The organism is Arthrobacter methylotrophus (genome assembly GCF_039539965.1).
GTDB classification, from domain to species: Bacteria; Actinomycetota; Actinomycetes; order Actinomycetales; family Micrococcaceae; genus Arthrobacter; species Arthrobacter methylotrophus.
Window position 1 is genome coordinate 1,612,383 of the sequence record NZ_BAABED010000001.1, and the last position, 14,713, is coordinate 1,627,095.

At 62.8% G+C, this 14,713-nt stretch carries 24 protein-coding genes and 1 pseudogene; 5 read left to right on the forward strand and 20 right to left on the reverse strand.

All coding sequences use genetic code 11. The annotated features are described in order from the left end of the window. Window positions 1–28 precede the first annotated feature (28 nt). From ABD884_RS07890 to ABD884_RS07915, 6 genes are all read right to left on the reverse strand, one after another. Window positions 29–484, reverse strand: a complete 456-nt coding sequence (locus ABD884_RS07890; RefSeq protein ID WP_345042431.1) for a deoxycytidylate deaminase — start codon at window positions 482–484, stop codon at window positions 29–31. Window positions 485–489: 5 nt separating this feature from the next. Further along, on the reverse strand, window positions 490–825 hold the full coding sequence (locus ABD884_RS07895) for a hypothetical protein (protein WP_345042444.1): 336 nt from the start codon (window positions 823–825) through the stop codon (window positions 490–492). Continuing rightward, window positions 818–1,093: a hypothetical protein gene (locus ABD884_RS07900; RefSeq protein WP_345042450.1), complete on the reverse strand. Its 276-nt coding sequence runs from the start codon at window positions 1,091–1,093 to the stop codon at window positions 818–820. Before ABD884_RS07900 ends, ABD884_RS07895 begins: the two co-directional genes overlap by 8 nt. Window positions 1,094–1,336: 243 nt before the next feature. Continuing rightward, entirely contained in the window at window positions 1,337–1,717 is a 381-nt protein-coding gene (locus tag ABD884_RS07905; protein WP_345042454.1) for a hypothetical protein, read from the reverse strand. A 136-nt stretch (window positions 1,718–1,853) separates the two neighbouring features. Continuing rightward, the gene (locus ABD884_RS07910; RefSeq protein WP_345042459.1) at window positions 1,854–2,477 is read right to left on the reverse strand and encodes a hypothetical protein; all 624 of its coding nucleotides are present in this window, start codon (window positions 2,475–2,477) and stop codon (window positions 1,854–1,856) included. Further along, window positions 2,467–2,628 carry a hypothetical protein gene (locus ABD884_RS07915; RefSeq protein ID WP_345042467.1) on the reverse strand — a complete coding sequence of 54 codons (162 nt, stop codon included), beginning with the start codon at window positions 2,626–2,628 and terminating at the stop codon, window positions 2,467–2,469. The genes ABD884_RS07910 and ABD884_RS07915 overlap by 11 nt, the downstream gene beginning before the upstream one ends. A 123-nt stretch (window positions 2,629–2,751) precedes the next feature. On the opposite strand from ABD884_RS07915, the gene ABD884_RS07920 reads away from it, so the two are divergent. Both ABD884_RS07920 and ABD884_RS07925 read left to right on the forward strand, forming a co-directional pair. Further along, on the forward strand, window positions 2,752–2,979 hold the full coding sequence (locus ABD884_RS07920) for a hypothetical protein (RefSeq protein ID WP_345042472.1): 228 nt from the start codon (window positions 2,752–2,754) through the stop codon (window positions 2,977–2,979). Between the two features lie 450 nt (window positions 2,980–3,429). Next, window positions 3,430–4,668 (forward strand): hypothetical protein, encoded by a 1,239-nt coding sequence (locus tag ABD884_RS07925; protein ID WP_345042478.1) that lies wholly within the window; start codon window positions 3,430–3,432, stop codon window positions 4,666–4,668. A 276-nt stretch (window positions 4,669–4,944) separates the two neighbouring features. On the opposite strand, the gene ABD884_RS07930 is transcribed toward ABD884_RS07925, so the two are convergent. Next, entirely contained in the window at window positions 4,945–5,082 is a 138-nt protein-coding gene (locus ABD884_RS07930; protein ID WP_345042486.1) for a hypothetical protein, read from the reverse strand. A gap of 217 nt (window positions 5,083–5,299) precedes the next feature. Here ABD884_RS07930 and ABD884_RS07935 point away from each other — a divergent pair, with 217 nt between their 5' ends. Together ABD884_RS07935 and ABD884_RS07940 are read left to right on the forward strand one after the other, a co-directional pair. After that, complete coding sequence (locus tag ABD884_RS07935; RefSeq protein WP_345042493.1) at window positions 5,300–5,713, forward strand: hypothetical protein; 414 nt, start codon at window positions 5,300–5,302, stop codon at window positions 5,711–5,713. Window positions 5,714–5,746: 33 nt separating this feature from the next. After that, on the forward strand, window positions 5,747–6,001 hold the full coding sequence (locus ABD884_RS07940; protein WP_345042499.1) for a hypothetical protein: 255 nt from the start codon (window positions 5,747–5,749) through the stop codon (window positions 5,999–6,001). Here ABD884_RS07940 and ABD884_RS07945 read toward each other — a convergent pair. The 7 genes from ABD884_RS07945 to ABD884_RS07975 all read right to left on the reverse strand — a co-directional run bounded on the left by ABD884_RS07945 (window position 5,994) and on the right by ABD884_RS07975 (window position 10,555). Further along, window positions 5,994–6,665: a hypothetical protein gene (locus ABD884_RS07945; protein WP_345042505.1), complete on the reverse strand. Its 672-nt coding sequence runs from the start codon at window positions 6,663–6,665 to the stop codon at window positions 5,994–5,996. The two genes, ABD884_RS07940 and ABD884_RS07945, sit on opposite strands and share 8 nt — an antisense overlap. A gap of 415 nt (window positions 6,666–7,080) precedes the next feature. Further along, window positions 7,081–7,779, reverse strand: coding sequence for a hypothetical protein (locus ABD884_RS07950; RefSeq protein WP_345042510.1), 699 nt, complete (start codon window positions 7,777–7,779; stop codon window positions 7,081–7,083). Further along, window positions 7,776–8,267, reverse strand: a complete 492-nt coding sequence (locus ABD884_RS07955) for a hypothetical protein (RefSeq protein WP_345042514.1) — start codon at window positions 8,265–8,267, stop codon at window positions 7,776–7,778. The genes ABD884_RS07950 and ABD884_RS07955 overlap by 4 nt, the downstream gene beginning before the upstream one ends. Before the next feature lie 119 nt (window positions 8,268–8,386). Further along, the gene (locus ABD884_RS07960; protein WP_345042520.1) at window positions 8,387–8,728 is read right to left on the reverse strand and encodes a hypothetical protein; all 342 of its coding nucleotides are present in this window, start codon (window positions 8,726–8,728) and stop codon (window positions 8,387–8,389) included. Window positions 8,729–8,733: 5 nt separating this feature from the next. Continuing rightward, window positions 8,734–8,991: a hypothetical protein gene (locus ABD884_RS07965; RefSeq protein WP_345042525.1), complete on the reverse strand. Its 258-nt coding sequence runs from the start codon at window positions 8,989–8,991 to the stop codon at window positions 8,734–8,736. A gap of 35 nt (window positions 8,992–9,026) precedes the next feature. After that, entirely contained in the window at window positions 9,027–9,725 is a 699-nt protein-coding gene (locus ABD884_RS07970; RefSeq protein WP_345042530.1) for a hypothetical protein, read from the reverse strand. Window positions 9,726–9,733: 8 nt separating this feature from the next. Beyond that, window positions 9,734–10,555: a hypothetical protein gene (locus ABD884_RS07975; protein WP_345042535.1), complete on the reverse strand. Its 822-nt coding sequence runs from the start codon at window positions 10,553–10,555 to the stop codon at window positions 9,734–9,736. 169 nt (window positions 10,556–10,724) lie between these two features. Between ABD884_RS07975 and ABD884_RS07980 the strand changes: the two genes are divergently transcribed. After that, window positions 10,725–12,077: a hypothetical protein gene (locus tag ABD884_RS07980; RefSeq protein WP_345042542.1), complete on the forward strand. Its 1,353-nt coding sequence runs from the start codon at window positions 10,725–10,727 to the stop codon at window positions 12,075–12,077. A gap of 12 nt (window positions 12,078–12,089) precedes the next feature. Here ABD884_RS07980 and ABD884_RS07985 read toward each other — a convergent pair whose 3' ends face one another. The 6 genes and pseudogenes from ABD884_RS07985 to ABD884_RS08005 form a co-directional block, all read right to left on the reverse strand. After that, window positions 12,090–12,302: a hypothetical protein gene (locus ABD884_RS07985; protein WP_345042547.1), complete on the reverse strand. Its 213-nt coding sequence runs from the start codon at window positions 12,300–12,302 to the stop codon at window positions 12,090–12,092. Between the two features lie 19 nt (window positions 12,303–12,321). Then, a pseudogene (locus ABD884_RS26170) lies at window positions 12,322–12,453 on the reverse strand (helix-turn-helix domain-containing protein); the annotation flags it as partial. Between the two features lie 220 nt (window positions 12,454–12,673). Next, a complete protein-coding gene (locus ABD884_RS07990) occupies window positions 12,674–13,015 on the reverse strand; it encodes a hypothetical protein (RefSeq protein ID WP_345042554.1) in 342 nt (113 codons plus the stop codon). 31 nt (window positions 13,016–13,046) lie between these two features. Further along, a complete protein-coding gene (locus ABD884_RS07995) occupies window positions 13,047–13,508 on the reverse strand; it encodes a hypothetical protein (RefSeq protein WP_345042560.1) in 462 nt (153 codons plus the stop codon). Between the two features lie 284 nt (window positions 13,509–13,792). Continuing rightward, entirely contained in the window at window positions 13,793–14,089 is a 297-nt protein-coding gene (locus ABD884_RS08000) for a hypothetical protein (RefSeq protein ID WP_345042565.1), read from the reverse strand. Between the two features lie 56 nt (window positions 14,090–14,145). Further along, window positions 14,146–14,610 (reverse strand): ATP-dependent DNA ligase, encoded by a 465-nt coding sequence (locus tag ABD884_RS08005; protein ID WP_345042570.1) that lies wholly within the window; start codon window positions 14,608–14,610, stop codon window positions 14,146–14,148. Window positions 14,611–14,713: the final 103 nt, after the last annotated feature.

The following is a 14,713-nucleotide window of genomic DNA, read 5'->3' on the forward strand; positions in this document are numbered from 1 at the left end:
CCGGAGGGGCCGATCTGTCGAGTCGACGCTACTTCAGGGTGTGACCTCCGCCGGGCCATTCGACCCTGGCCAGCGGAGTCGCCCGGATGAGCTTCCAGCACCCGTCGCACGGTTTCTTCGTGGTGGAGAGTGTGGAGCCATCCATGTCCGCCCAACTGGCGCGGATGATGGCGTTGGCCTCGGCGTGGATGCTGATGCAGGCACCCGGACCGGTGTCGTAGGAGCTGCCGTAATCTTTGCCGACAGTGGCCCGCGGACAGGCGCCGCTGGTAAGGCAGCCGGCCATTCCTGACGGAGCCCCGTTATAGCCGGTGGCTACGATGCGCATGTCAGCAGTCATGATGACGGCCCCGACCTGCGCACGGGAGCAGTCGGCGCGGGCAGCAACCGCCGCCGCGATGCTCAACGCCCATTCGCTCCAGTCAGGTCGAGGATCCGAGCCGGGGGCGCCGCGGTCTGCCAAGGTGGTTACCTGTTCAGTCATGGCGCTCACATCACGTTCCAGGACTTGTCTGTATCTTCGAGGTCGTCGAAAAGTTCCAGGTGTCCGGTGTAGCCGGTGATCTCGCGGAAGTGGGCGATGACGGCGTCATGGCTGCGGTGGGCGAACACCTCGGTCCCGTCGGCGTACAGGATGTGGACTTGCCGGTCGTCGTCGAGCCCGATCATGTAGTCGGGCTCATGCCGGTGGCCGATGATTTCCCGGACGACCGTCTTGGTGTTGTCTGCGTCGAGGTGGCTCAGATGGCTGAAGTCGCCCTTCTCCCATCCTTCAAGGACAACGGTGTATTCGATGGTTTCGCGGACGGTGACGTGCTCAGGCATCGGTGGCCTCCTTCGGTGTAGCCTTGGGGGCCAGCGCTTCGCTCAGCGTGGCTTTGCGGGCGTCGAAAGTCTTCTTCAGATCCTCGGTCAACCACTGGTGGCTCATGGCCTGGTTGTGGGCGTCCTTGTGCCCGGCGGCGTACGCCTGCGCGAGGGCTTCGCGGATGACGAAGACGGTGTTGCCGGCGTCGGCCTGAGCGCTGCTGATTTCCCGCACGACGTTCTGCAGCTGCTGGTCGAGATGGGCGGGCATCGGGGTGTATGCCATGGTTTCCTCTTTCACGGGTTGGCGGCGCGGATCTGACTCGGATGATGTCGATCGCGTCCTGCAGGTCGGTGGCGGCGTAGGAGAGTGCCTGGGCCGCGATGTGCGGGGCGGCTGCGGCGATGGCCCCGGCAAACAGCGCCCAGCTACCGTGCTCGGCAAGCCAGTCAGCCTTGCTCACTCCGGGAGGCGGGGTGACTTCCCGCATCGCTTCCTTCGCGGCGTCGAGCGCGTCGGCCGTGAGGTTCATGCGTCCGCTGCTTTCCGGGCCTCAGCAGTGGCCATGTTTTCCGCCTTGATCCGCCAGGACTTGTCCGGGTTGTCAAGATCGCCGAACAGGAAGACCCGGGAAACATCGTCTCCGAAAGAGGCGGCGTGCTTCACGACAGCGTCGTGGCTACGGGATTCGAAGATCCGGACTCCGTCTTTGAGGAGGAAGTACAACTCGGCGTTCAGGTCGCAATCCCAGGAGTAGTCGGGCTCGCGGCGGCGGCCGATCTCCTCCTTGGAGATCACGGTCTCATTCAGGCGGTTACCTTCGCCGTACATCTTGTCGGCCTCGTGCTCATCGCGGGGCAGTGCGATCGTGTATTCGACGGTCTCGCGGTAGGTGATGAACTCGGTCATGAGCGTCATGTGTACGGACGACCCACGGGACCTCACCAGCGCTAGCTACTGGGGGCTGGATGATGCCGTCCTTTCGCGGCGGACGAGGCGCTGTGGGCGAATACGACGAGCAGGGCTTTGATCTCTGAGCGGAGGGTCATGCCGCCACCGCCGCGGACTGGAGGGACTTCTGGTGCTGGCGGTACTGACGGATGCCGTCCACAATCGCGTGCAGGGCGTACAGGAAGTGGAAGCTGTAGGTCTTCAGCCGCCAGTCGGTGACGTCGTAGAACTCAAACCCTCCATGGCGGAATTCCATCGCCGCGGTGATCGCCAGGGACTCGTCACCGGCCGGGCCGTACTCATGGAGGAGCTCTTCGCGGATTTCGCGCCAGACGACCGCGGCGTCCTCCAGGTCGTCCCGTCGGTTCCAGAACTCCTCCAAAACGTGCTCGACGAAGAGATCTTTCGAATACTCGCGGACCGGGCTGTGGATGTCCTGGGCCTGGACTTTCTCGGCCCAGTACGAGGGGTTGATCCGGCCGCTGCTGTTTTCGAAGAACGTGAACATGTCATCGGTGCGGGCGAACACGTAGGTGCCCATATCGCCGCGGAACGTCAGCTGCCCCGGGGTGGTGATGATTTCGAACCAGTTGAAACCGGTGCCGAACCGCAGATGGCGGTAGAAGCCCTGATCGAGGGCGACCTCCATGACGTGGTCGGCGGTGTCGGCGTGGAACCTCTCGGCGGCGCGTTCAGCGGCGGTGGGCTTAGTGTTCATGCGCCTCATGTGTACGGAACCGGCAAGGCATCTCACCACCGCCGGGCCCCACCCCGCGTTCGGTCTCCTTGAGCGTCTTGCCGGCCGACGAACTTATGGTCCTAGCCCGGCGTGGACCGGCGATGTCCGGGCCGTCGTTGGGATCAGGCACCGCGCCTTGGCGGCTTCCTCGAGTCCAGATCCTCCACCGTTGTCAGAACGCGGGGTGCGGTATTGCCCAAGATTTCCTGGAGCTTCTCCACGGCCATATCCAGCGGGCGCTGCGGTCGGCGGAATGTTTGAATTCTTCGAGCAGGGCATCGATTCAGTGCGGATGGTCATGGGAGCCATGTGTGCGGACCCGGCCGGTGCCCTCACCGGAACACGACAGGCAGGGAAACGCGATAGCTTCGTCCCCCCATCCGGAATCGGAAGCGCTTGCGTAACGCCACTGCTTGCTGGCGCCACCTTCACGCGCCTGCAATCAGAAGTTGCCGGGCCGGTAGATCATCCCCGGCGTTGAAAAGCGACCGGGGATAACCCTGGGTTCGCTCAGCGGTGTGTCGACGGGTATGGCGTAGCTGCTTTTACCGCCCTCGGCGTTGTCGGTATCGAAAGTAATCGTGCCGCCATCTTCCCAAGGACCAGTATCATCCTGAATGGTCTTGTTCGTAGTGGGTATGACGGGCTGGCATGTAGGTTCCGGCAGCGCAGCAACGTCAACCACCATCGCTTGCTTGTCGGAGGCGACGACAACATGGGTGGAATCCTTCCATCAAGCAAATGCGAATCCCCGGTTCTGTGTGTCCGCTTCTGGCGTTAGACCAGCGGAGGGTGAATAATCGCAGAACAGCACCTAAGCGCGCAGTGCAAGAGAAAAGCGAAAACATCGGGGCCAGGCCAAACCGAAGGCATGCACCCATTCATTCCCCACCAGGCTGAAATAGAAGTGAGACCAGACAGGAGCGGCCTGATGCGCCCCGCATCTGCAAAATTCGGAAATCTGCAGAATACTCGCGAGTCTGGACGGAGGCACCAAAGTCCAGCGCCTGTCCGGGTCTCAGCGGCTGGGAGGCACACAAGAAGCGGAAATATAGTCATTGTGCTGCTTGCCCTCCAGGCAGCCCTCACGGGCTGCAGCAGCTCCCCTGCCAACACGCCGGGACCGGTTTCGATTTCCCTTACGCCGACTGCCACCGGATCGGTACCTACTCCGACTGCCATGTCAACCTCGGCGCTGCCTTCCCAACCATCTGTCCTGCACGGCATAGTCGTCGAAGAATGTCTGGCATCGCAGGTGCAACTTCACTTCCTCGACCCTTCCACAGGGACTGAATTGGCCCCCGTGCGCATCTTCACAGGCACGCCAGGGTTCTCGATTGAGGCGTGCACGCCCAATACGGTGTCTTTGGTGCTAGAGCGGATCCGCCGAAATCTCTTCAGTCCCGACTTGAGCATGCTCGCGGACTCACAAACGTCGGAACAAATAACCCATATCGGGTACATACCGCAGGGCCAGGCGTTCGTTGATCTATCACCGGCGAAAGGTTCAAATTATGCGGCCAAAACACCTAGCCAAACCCATCCTGAATTCAACCCTGTCGACGGACGGCTTTGGTTTTACGACGAGACGACTCAGCACCTGGACTCAGTAGACCCGCGGCTCGGGCCCAGCAGTGTGAAGCAGGAGACCGACCCAGTCGGTGGCACTTCATCCACATTAGACTTCGAGTTCGATAACGCAGGGAGACCCCTTTACACTGACCCCTCGTCTATTACCACACTGGATGGCCAGTGGATGTTGCTTAACGACGCCGCGCAGGGGTGGTCGATAGTTTCCGCGCCTCAGGCGCACCAGCCAGACGCAACGCGTCAGCCTGTTCAGCCAGACTCAAGTGTCAAAGCACCTGGTTGTGAACCAGTGGTCTTTATCGACAACCTGAGATTTATTTGCACGGGTGGGGGGACTTTGGCGGATAGGAACAACATCTACATAACGGCGCTGACTCCAGACCACTCAGGGCTCAGCCAAACGGCGCTCCTGCCTCCCAGTGAGAACCGTGTCGATCACGTGATGGCCAGTCCCGACGGCAAGGAGATTGCCTTCCTCAGCGGAAGCACTCTTTACGTCACCAGTTCCACCAGCCAGCAGGAGCCAAGGAAGGTGGCCGACCTCCAAGGCCCGGACTCCCGTCTGGTCGCTTGGCAATAGGACCTGGGTCGCCTTTTGCTGTACGAACCTTAAAGTCAAAGATTGAGCGGGAACGTTTCCTACGAACGCGGCAGTCATGGTTGTCGTCACCCGGATCCACGACATCGGGGACTGACCGGCGGTTAGCCTAGGGCGGCTAGAACCTCCTCGGCACTATGCGACCTGTCTCGGTCTTCGGGTTTCTACAGCTTCAGCTCGGCCCAGGCACCATACTGCCAAAAGCTGCGATGGTCGCTCCGGGCGCACAGTCAAATTCCAGGTTTCCTCATCTGCACCTCAGAAGAGGATGGCCTTCAGAAGGCCGAGGGCGTCGTCCTGGGAGACTTGCATGTTCTCGAAAATAACGCTGTAGAAACCACGTGGTGTGCAGAGGGCCATATCTATTGAAACCCCACTTGCAGGCGGAACACTCATCACGGTCCAACCTCGCGAGTCCGCCCAGGGAACAGAAATTCGATTGCTGTTTTGTTCCATCATTGAACAGGTGGCGGCATATGACGTGGTGTCGTCCGTCGAGTACTTGCCATACACACTAGCCCCTGGGCCGCCCTCTGGCTTCAAGTAGATGCAGATGAGCGCACCATTATCGTCGCCGCTAGTCTGCAAGGGAGGTGCCCCCGGAAGTCGGGACATGAAGGCTTCCCCTGCGGTGCAGGCGTCAGCTTTTGGAGTCCCTTCCGGTCGTAGCAACGACCCGGGCTGCGTCGGCGCCTGGGCCGGAGTCGTGGTCGCTACCGTCGGTACGGGACTGGGCGGCGCAACGGATCCGGTGATAGCCGTGGAGGGCTGGGGCCCCTGGACCGGACCCGATGGAGCCGAGCACGCGGACATGGCCGCGAGCACGGCGATCGTGGCAGGGATCAGGGCTGCGTATCTGACCATTGGGCCTCCGAATCGACTTTCGATCATTGTGAGCCGTGATGCGGTGCCTGTCTATGGCTATCCGATGCTCCAGGGCACCCCCGGACCACTGGTGGTGACTCACCGGCGCGATGCCCAGACCCGTACCGTCTCTCTGAGCGGCTTGTCCGCCGCGGTCCCTTGATGTACGACGGGCGTAGATGTCGAGCGTGCGGCAGTGCGGGCACGGATTGCCCGTCTCGGCGCAAAGCTTCAACGCTTCGCAAATACGATCGGCGGGGTCCGTACTCGCCGGCTCCTGCTTGACGAGGGCCAGGCGAATCTCCTGCCGGGTGGGCAGCTTGAGTATCTCCCGGAACTCATTGAGTTTGACCAGGTCTTCCGCCGTCGGCTGGCCGCCTGGTACCGGCGGACCGGGGTGTGTAGGACCAGGACCGCGGCCAGCCCGGCTGTATCGTCGGCCGTCACTTGATACCTCCAACGGCAGCTTCATCGGCTGCAGCGAAGGCGGCGATCATGGCATCACGGACCGGGCGGATGGAGCTGAGGGCACCGTGGCGGGTCATTTCGCGACGGAACGCGTTCACCGCGGGCGCCAGGCGCGGATCGGCGTCCGGAGCCGTGTCCTGGTTGTGCGGGAACTCGAACATTTCGTCATCGAGGATGCGTTTGGCACGCTCGGCCAGGAAGTCGGCAGCTTCCACGCCACCCTCCTTGCCGATGTCGCCGCGGGACTGAGCATCCTCAGCCGCAGCGATCAGCGCGTCGGCCTTCGCGTTGCGTTCCTGGGCTGCCAGGGCGGCAGCAGAGGCAGGCTCGGGGGCCGAGGCGAAAACAAGGAAGTCGCAGCGGATCTCCGCCTCCTCAGCGGCGGTCAGAACACGGCCTTCCGCCTCGGCATCCTCGCGTGCGTACTCGAGGGTGAAGTCCAACTCGCGTTGGAGATCGTTGACCATCGCGACTGCCTGGTGTTCGTACCGGGCGCGGATGTTTACGAAGATCGGGCCTTTGCAGGCTGGGTTCTTGCAGGTCGAGAACGGGCCGTCCTCACGGCGGACGGGCTGGTGCTCGGCGATCGATCGGGCAATGCGGTCCAGTGCGCGCATCCGGGGTGTGTATTCCTCAGTCCAAGTCATAGACCCCATGTGTACGGAGCGGGCGACGCTCCTCACCGGACGGGCCGGCAGGTTTGTCGCATCTGATGCAAGTCTGGTCGGCGCGAAGAAACACCGTGGCCGACCCGCACGCATTGCAGTGACGCCTCGTTACGGGGTGGGTCCTATCGCATTCCCCGCACTCGATGATCGGAATACCGGTCTGGGTGGTCGGAGTCATCTGGATCGCCGTTCACGCAGTGTCCTTCTTGTCGCCCGTTCCATGACGATCTTCCGAGCCTCGATACTGACGGGGTCACCCATTGGGATGTCCAACATGGCCGACAGCTCGTCTTCGTAGTACGGCCCGGTTACCCACGGCAGCCGACGGGCTTGTTTGAGCCGACGCAGCTCATTGGACTGAATCCGCTGCGCATCGTAGCGGCGCTTGCCCACGTCAGCCTCCGATGCCGACGTGTTCGGTTGATTCCGAGGGCTTCGGGATGTCGAACTCGTGGTTGCCGGCGGTGGCGACGATAACGAGCTCCTGCAGGTGCTTGGCGGCGCGTTCACCGATGTTGATGTACCAGCCACCGACCATGAGCTGGTTGCGGTCCTGACCGGCTCCGCCCTTGATGACGGTGCCTTCGACGCCGAACTCACCGTAACGCGGGTGCTTGAAGAAGGCCGTGACCCGGTCGCCCTTGTTGATCTCGGCGATCGTGGCGGCGAGGGCCTTTGTATCGCGGCGGACCTTCGGGGCAGTTGGTGTCTCGACGGTATCCATGGGTTCTCCTGCTGGTTGGATGTCTGCGGTAGTGAGGTCGTCGCCGTCGCCGTCGTCGTGGAGTGGCGTCGGCCTGGCCGAAGCCTCGGGGCTCGGGGGTGCCTCGACGGGGTCAGGGGCATCCGTCGTCGCGACGACGGCGGCGGCGGCGGCGGTCGGCGTCGGATAGTGGACAGGTTCGGGAAGCTGCTCGGCCTGATGCCGGGCGAAGGCCAGAATGGCGTCGTCTTCACCGCCGGGCGCTTCGAGGACCGTGCCGCATTCCGTGCCGTTGCACCGGATGCGGGTTACATTCTTGTTCCACGTGTAGGTGGCATGGCCGGCGAGGACCACGGCGGCCGCGTCGATGAAGTCCAGGACGGCGGTCATGGCTTCTCTTCACCGAGTCCGTCGATGAAGTCGGCGACAGCCAGCTGGGCGCCAGCCATCATGCGCAGCAGGTCGGTGTCCATGGTGACGGGGTAGATCGCGGACCCGGCCTGGACTGCGCCGTCGTCACCGGAGAGCTCGGCGATCGGCAGGAATGACCGGGGGACCAGGACGAACTCTTCCAGGACGGCAGCTGTGGCCTCGTCGTCAAAGTTGAGGACCTGCCGCAGGTCGATGACGTGCTGCTTGGCGGGCGTGTAGGAGAGCCTTCGTGCATCCGGGGTGTTGTCTTCAGCGCGGTAGTGGATCCACCCGGTTAGGGGGATATTGCTGATGGGTCGTTTCATCCAGCGTGTGGCGGTGATCTGCTTCGATGCGGCCCATTCCTCCATGTCTGTCTCCGGCATGGCGTGCCAATGGTCACCCGGTGCCCAGAGCCAGTGAGTGGCCTCGACGGGCTCGGGGCCGTAAATGTCTGCGTAAACCATTACCTAGCCTCCTTGGGTTACGGCGGCGAATTCGCCGACGATGAGATGGGCGTCCGGGCTGTCGACTCCCGGGTTCCAGACCGCTATCGGATAGGTATCGACTGGGCCGTGTTCGTCGCTCACAGCGGGTTCTCCACGAGGGCCAAGATGCGGCGGACAGCAGCTTTCAGGCCTTCCTTCTCCGGAACACTCGCCATGACGTAGGGAATCCCCATCAGATCGAGGCCGAGGAAGTTGGCGGCGCGAACGATGGCTTCCTCGTCGTGGATTTGCTCGTCAGCAGTCTGGAGCTCACGCATGGCGTCTTGGAGCCGCTTGGCGATGGGATCGTCCGGCTGCGTCGTAGTCAGCTGGTGGGCTTTTGCCTGGCACCGCTGGTGGAAGACCTGGTCGAATTCGAAACGGAGGATGGCGCGTTCCTCGAGCGGGGTGAGCGCGGTGATAACGGGACGGGTCGTCATTTTCCCTAGATTCCGGCGACGGAGCGGACAGCCGCTTCGCCGCCATAGTCGTTAGCGTGAAGGGCGACCGCGATGAACGGCCAGCTTGAGGCGATGATGAACTTGTTGGTCATGTCGGCGACAGCCCACAGCTCGAAGACCTTGGCTGTGAAGCTACCGGGGATTGTGCCGCCGGACTTACCGAGGTGGCCGAGCAGGTCGGTCGCATACTGGCGTGCCTCGGGGCAGTAAGGGCTGCGCTCAGTGCTCTTGGTAGGGTTCATGCACCTCATGTGTGAGGCAGCACGACAAACCCTCATCACCGGGCTGCCAGTAGCACCATAATTTTCTGGGCTACCGCTTGTGGGTCATCGCTCCGGAACGGCGTGACTGGTCCGTTCGGAACATCCTCGACCTCGTAAGGTTCGCAGTGGGTGACGTACACGGTCACCCGATGATGGAACTGCTGCCAGATAAACGTGGCGCTGCCGTCCTGGTTGTGGAAGTCGACACCGTGGGGCAGGCCCAGCTCGATGATGGCCACGCGGAGCGCTTTGGCTTTGTTCTCGACCTCGGGGTCTTTCAGGCCAACGCGGAGACTGTTTTCGACGATGATCTGATCCAGGTCCGCCTGGATGTGCAGCGGGGCGTCGTGAACGGTGAGCTCGGCCGCGACTTGCTGGAGCTGGTTGCGGACGGTCAGGAACGATTTTGCCAACTGTGTGGCAATGAACGCCTCGACCTCGCGGGCACGGTGGGCGTCCAGGGACAGGTGCGCGCCCAGCGGCATCCCGCACTGACAAGTCTCCTGTGAGTACGTGTTGTGGTCGGCGCCGTCGAACTCGATGTTCTCCCCGTATTCGGAGTGGAACTCGATCAGGTCTGAGACCGATGACGTCTTTGCGGTTATCTCAACCATGTCCCTGGACTCTATTCTGGCCAATCCTCGGTCCACAGGAGTTGAGTAGGCGGAGATGCCGCCCGGATCGTATGCCTCGAAACTATTCGGGTCTTGCATGGCGCTTCCTATCGGCCGGCGCTGAGAGCGACGGCGAGCTCGATGATCTCCTGTTCGGCGACGGCCGCGTTGACTTCCGCGGCGTAGTCCTGAATGGCCTCGACAGCTTTCTCTGCAATCTGCAGGGTGACATTCTCGGCTGCCACGGCTGCCTCGTACTCGTCGCGGACTTGCTGGACCCGGGCGTCGGCGACGGCGGACCGGGCGACGCGCCGTGCGTCTTTGCTCAGGGCCGGGCGGTCGATGTATTGGCCGATCGCGGAACGGGCGTCGGCGTCCAACTGACATGCCATGGGATCGTTTCCGTCCAGCTGCTCCAGTACACCGTCGAGTCGCTGGCCGAGGAGGTTGACCTGTTCCCGACGCCCCTTCGGGAGTGAGCGGGTGCGGACGATCCGCCCCTCGTAGCGGCCCCATGCGCCCTCCAGGACTTTGCCCCACTTCTTCCAGGCGATGAGGTCAGTCACGATGCCGGCGATGCCGAGGGCTGCACCAATGAGGACCAGCGCTCCGAAAACTTCGACGCCGGCGTGCAGTTGCTTCGCGAAGTCATTCGGCAGAGCGTGGGAGTCCTCCATGACCGTGGTTGCGAACCAGAGCGCAACGCCGGCGAGGTAGGACCCGAGAAAGGTGTACCCGCCGATAAGGCGGAGCTTGCGTCCAGGTACCGGAAAGCTGTCAGTCAGCGGCTTGAGCTCGTCGACGGTGAGGTCACGGTTGAAGGCGCTGGACTGGCCGTAGGGAGCGGTGATTCTGTTGCCAGCGGGAGCCTTGTAGAGGTAGGGCCAGGCGGGGGCAAAAGCGGCCTTGGCCGTAGCAGTCTCGGTCATGGGTCTCATGTGTACGGCGGCTCCTGTTTCATTGCCCGCTGAGCATTTTCGTCACAAGACCGCATATCTGTCCGGCGCCGATCCGGCGCGATAACATCAGGCGTCGACCAGTCTTCAATAGGCTGTTCGCAGAGGCAGTGGCCTCCTTGACCTTGGAACGGGTGGTGTCGTGGGGACACGTGACGACGTGGTGATTGCCTATGAAGGGGCACACCACATCATGGGCAGCGATACCGGCAGGATCCGGATCTGGAAACAGACTTGGTTTTGGCGCCGACGCATCGCAGATTTCCCGTCAACACCCGAGGGCGAACAGGAAGCGGTCGCCGCCTTCACTGCCTTGGAACCGCAAGGAGTACTCCTGCCGCCTCCGGGCCGTGTGCTTCGTCGACCCACAGCCCTCACCAAGGCCGGGATGGTCCTCATCGCTGCCCTTGGAGTCGTCCTGATTGCAGTGGCTGCGCTCGTTCCGACCATGGCTGGTTCAACGTCGGCAACCACCGTGCAGGACCAGAACAAGAACCCCGAGGGAGGCTGGGAGTACACGGATTCCGTGACGGCGATGTTCCTCCAGTGGACCCGCACCTCCTCAACCGTCAAAGGCTCGCTGGCAATGGTTGCAATGGCCAACAGCGCTGCAGAAACAGTGACCACATCCAACGGGGCTTTCACCGGCACGATTGACGGTGACAGCGCAACGCTGTCTTTCACGGGGCTGTTCGGCTCGTCATCAAACATTGCCGCCCAAGTCCAGGGCGACAACCTTGTGCTCTCACTGCCCCTGAAGGACGGGACCTTGCGTGCGCTGACGATGAAGCCGGCCGCGGCAACGGACTACAACCAGGCAGTCACCACTTTGCAGGGTCGGGCCTCCACGAACCACGCCAACCAGGTCAAGGCTTCAATGGATGCAGCGAGTGCAGCCGCCGCCCAAGCCGCCCAGGTAGCGGCTCAATCTAAAGCCGACAATGCCGTCGATGAAGCGGCCGCCCGGCTGTCGTCGGCGGTTTACAGTGCGACCGGCGATGCGAAGACGGTGCGCGGCGACGACACGTCCATCGCTTCGGACCTGACCTCAATGCAAAAGGACGTCAGTGCCGTCCAGACGCAGGCTGACAAGGTCAAAAAGGAGGTTGGGACGCCGGCGGGGGAGTACGGCACCACCTGTCTCGATGCCGGTGAGGCCGGGCTTGATGCAGGGACCGTCGATCTGGACGCAGGCACTATCACCAGAGCCCTCCCGGCACTTTCCTCGGACCGTGACGCGCTGGCAAAGGATCTCGCAGCCATCGCTGCGACCAAAGACGCACTGACCAAGGCGGAGGCCTCTGACCCGGGTCATAGCCCGGGCGGACAGGAAACCGTGCCAAATGACGCCGCCATCGCATCGGCCATTTCCGACGGCCAGGCTGCCCTCGACGAAGGTGCGGCGACAGCGAACTCGGCCCCGACCAGTGCAGCGCAACTGGCGCAGCAGGCACACAGCATCGCCGATGGGGCCAAGCTGACAGGCGGTTGCTGACCGCGAAACCTGTCAGGCGAGCAGAGTGTCTACGCGGCGCATCGCGCGTCGCTGGAGTTCGCTCAGCAGATCATTGTCGGAAAATGGCTGAAGAGCATGGGCACGGATGATCCTCAGTAATCTCGCACGGTGGTCCTCCCTGAACTGACCGTTCACACTCGCGAGCTTCCCGGATTGCCGCGCCGATACGCCGCTCGACATGGGGAACGCGGCGGGCCGGGACACCTGTCGCCTCCCAGTTGACGATGGTCCGCGGCGATACGCCGAGCCGGTCAGCGAGTCCTGCCTGGGTGAGGCCAATGTGCCTTCGCGCCAGGCGCAGATGTTCTGCTCCGATCTCAGTACGACCGCTATCAGAAGTGCCCACGGCAGTCATTTGATCGAACCTCCGAGCTGGCGGTGAGGCGGACCGGCAAAGGGCGTCATGTTTTTGGATCGCGGGCAAGGACAGGCCCCTCGCACTGGGTGGGGCCCAGCGGTGGAAGTGTGTGACGTCGGAAGGTGCGGGAGCGCAGTATCGGCACACTCCGCAGGGATCCTGACGTGTCCAGGCTGCCCAGGCTGGGATGCTATGGCCTCCAGTGCGGCAGTGGTGCTCACGCGGCTTCCGCAACGGCCCGCTCGTACACACTGAGGATGTTCAGGGTGCTGATGCCGTTGTCGGAGATGCAGGGGCTGAGGACCTGGATGGCGTCCGGCACACCGTCAGAGCCGTTGTAGTGGGCGAACCACCAGGCTTCCTCAAGATCGGCCGTGTACCTGACCTTTCCGTTGCTGCCGGTGGCCATGAACAGCTCGCCGGGGTGGAGCGTGACGGTAACGAGGGTCATCGGCAGCGCCTCGTAGCTTGAGAAGCCGGGCATGACGACAGTGCGGTGGCCATTGGAGGCGCAGACCTTGCTGATCGTGAATTTGGCGGCAACAGGTGTATCAGTCATAGGACTCATGTGTGCGGCGCTCTCCCCGCCCCTACCCGCGCAGGTGCTCCGGGAGTTGCACCTCGTCCGGGTTCAGTTCAGGGCGGGCGCGCAGGTAGCGCAGCGGGTGACGGAAGGACCGGCCCGACCAGGCGACGTCGGCGCTGACTTCCACCACGATGGGCTCGACCCGGGTCAGGTGCACAGGTTCTTTGTCCTTGGTGAACCTGTCCAGCATGCCGGGGCTGATCTGCTCGGGCCAGGGGTGGTCCGGGCGGGGAATGTGCAGGTGGGCGGCAAGGGCTCTGGAGGCGGCGGCACTCAAGGGCGAGGTGCGCCCGACAATCCAGAGCCGGTCATGCATGGGCAGCCCGGCGACGACGGCGGATGGCCGGTCCCGGCGACCTATGACGGCGGCACAGACTACGTGAATGTCATCTCTGTGTTTGACCTTCAGCCATTGCCGGACGCCGCCTTCGTATTGTTGTCCGGCGCCTTTGACGTTCCCTGTCAAGTACAGCGTGTCGACCCAAGTCGGAAGAAATGGGAATGCTGAGAGGCAATGATATTTGGCATGGCGCAGCCCAGGGGGTGGGATCGCCTTACGGGCTACGCCGTGCGATAACAGTGAGAAAGACAGCCACCTATCGGTGGGCGGCATGTCGGCAGGGATCTTTATCCTGGGGGTCAGAGTGTCAGAATCTGGATCCGAGGTAGTAGCCCAAGAAGCCTGCGAAGAGTGTCACGCCGACTCGACAGCACGCGGCGATCGGGGGCTTGAACCAGGTTTTCGGTCTTTTAATTCTTCGCCGCCGTAGCCAGGCTTTCACTGTCTTGGGCGTACTGGCTTTTCTGGAGCAGCAGGATGTTGTTCTCACGGTACGTCTCCCGGAATCCTTTTGAGGCGAGGAATTTCAGCGCGGTCCTTGGGCTGTAGTTGCCGTCTCCACCGCCACCCGTGTTGTCCTGGCAGTCCGGCGACAGCAGGATCGGCGTCCCAGGACGCACACCGGCCCGCTCCTCGTCCTCCGCCAGGCCATCCCAACCGCCCAAGACCGGCAATCGCTTCGACTCGACAGACCGCCCCGCCGGCACCCAAAAAATACGCCATCCTAGCACCACTCACACCCCTCTTGAACCGCATCAACACGCTAATTCAACAGGGAATTGCAGACAAGCCCTTCGATGCCGGTGGCCGGCATCTCTTCGAACCACTGCGTGGCCAGCTCGAAATCAGCGGTGGTGGGGGAGAGGTTCAACGGCGGGGACCAGCCGGAGGCCAGTTCCTCAAGGAGTGTGCGACGGTCCCGCAGCATGATGTTCCGGGTGTCGTGCCCGGCGACCGCGAGAACATCGAACGCCGCGAACGAGGCAGGCCGTTCCTTCACGAACCCGGGCAGGGCGGCTTTGCCGGTGATCATCCGCTGCTGGAGTGAGTTGAAGTCGAGGCGGTCGTTTGACCAGATGAGCGCTTCGCCATCGACGACACAACCGGCCGGGATCTGTTCGATGGCGGCTGATGCTAGCTCGGGGAAGTACTTGGTGAGGTCTTTGCCTTGCCGGGACCAGAGCGTGGCGCCCTTGTCTTCGATGGCGATGGCAATTCGGCATCCCACTTGGGCTCATAGAGGCAGCCGCCAGGCAACGTATCCGGGGGCGGGATCCGGTTCACGGCCTTCGCCATTGCCAGAGCCGGCGGACGAAGCCCGGGCGGCAGAT

Coding starts and splice junctions, on each gene's coding strand:
- ABD884_RS07890 (WP_345042431.1), bottom strand. CDS start 484: ATGACTGAACAGGTAACCACCTTGGCAGACCGCGGCGCCCCCGGCTCG.
- ABD884_RS07895 (WP_345042444.1), bottom strand. CDS start 825: ATGCCTGAGCACGTCACCGTCCGCGAAACCATCGAATACACCGTTGTC.
- ABD884_RS07900 (WP_345042450.1), bottom strand. CDS start 1,093: ATGGCATACACCCCGATGCCCGCCCATCTCGACCAGCAGCTGCAGAAC.
- ABD884_RS07905 (WP_345042454.1), bottom strand. CDS start 1,717: ATGACCGAGTTCATCACCTACCGCGAGACCGTCGAATACACGATCGCA.
- ABD884_RS07910 (WP_345042459.1), bottom strand. CDS start 2,477: ATGAACACTAAGCCCACCGCCGCTGAACGCGCCGCCGAGAGGTTCCAC.
- ABD884_RS07920 (WP_345042472.1), top strand. CDS start 2,752: ATGTTTGAATTCTTCGAGCAGGGCATCGATTCAGTGCGGATGGTCATG.
- ABD884_RS07925 (WP_345042478.1), top strand. CDS start 3,430: ATGCGCCCCGCATCTGCAAAATTCGGAAATCTGCAGAATACTCGCGAG.
- ABD884_RS07930 (WP_345042486.1), bottom strand. CDS start 5,082: ATGAGTGTTCCGCCTGCAAGTGGGGTTTCAATAGATATGGCCCTCTGC.
- ABD884_RS07935 (WP_345042493.1), top strand. CDS start 5,300: ATGAAGGCTTCCCCTGCGGTGCAGGCGTCAGCTTTTGGAGTCCCTTCC.
- ABD884_RS07945 (WP_345042505.1), bottom strand. CDS start 6,665: ATGACTTGGACTGAGGAATACACACCCCGGATGCGCGCACTGGACCGC.
- ABD884_RS07950 (WP_345042510.1), bottom strand. CDS start 7,779: ATGACCGCCGTCCTGGACTTCATCGACGCGGCCGCCGTGGTCCTCGCC.
- ABD884_RS07955 (WP_345042514.1), bottom strand. CDS start 8,267: ATGGTTTACGCAGACATTTACGGCCCCGAGCCCGTCGAGGCCACTCAC.
- ABD884_RS07960 (WP_345042520.1), bottom strand. CDS start 8,728: ATGACGACCCGTCCCGTTATCACCGCGCTCACCCCGCTCGAGGAACGC.
- ABD884_RS07965 (WP_345042525.1), bottom strand. CDS start 8,991: ATGAACCCTACCAAGAGCACTGAGCGCAGCCCTTACTGCCCCGAGGCA.
- ABD884_RS07970 (WP_345042530.1), bottom strand. CDS start 9,725: ATGCAAGACCCGAATAGTTTCGAGGCATACGATCCGGGCGGCATCTCC.
- ABD884_RS07975 (WP_345042535.1), bottom strand. CDS start 10,555: ATGACCGAGACTGCTACGGCCAAGGCCGCTTTTGCCCCCGCCTGGCCC.
- ABD884_RS07990 (WP_345042554.1), bottom strand. CDS start 13,015: ATGACTGATACACCTGTTGCCGCCAAATTCACGATCAGCAAGGTCTGC.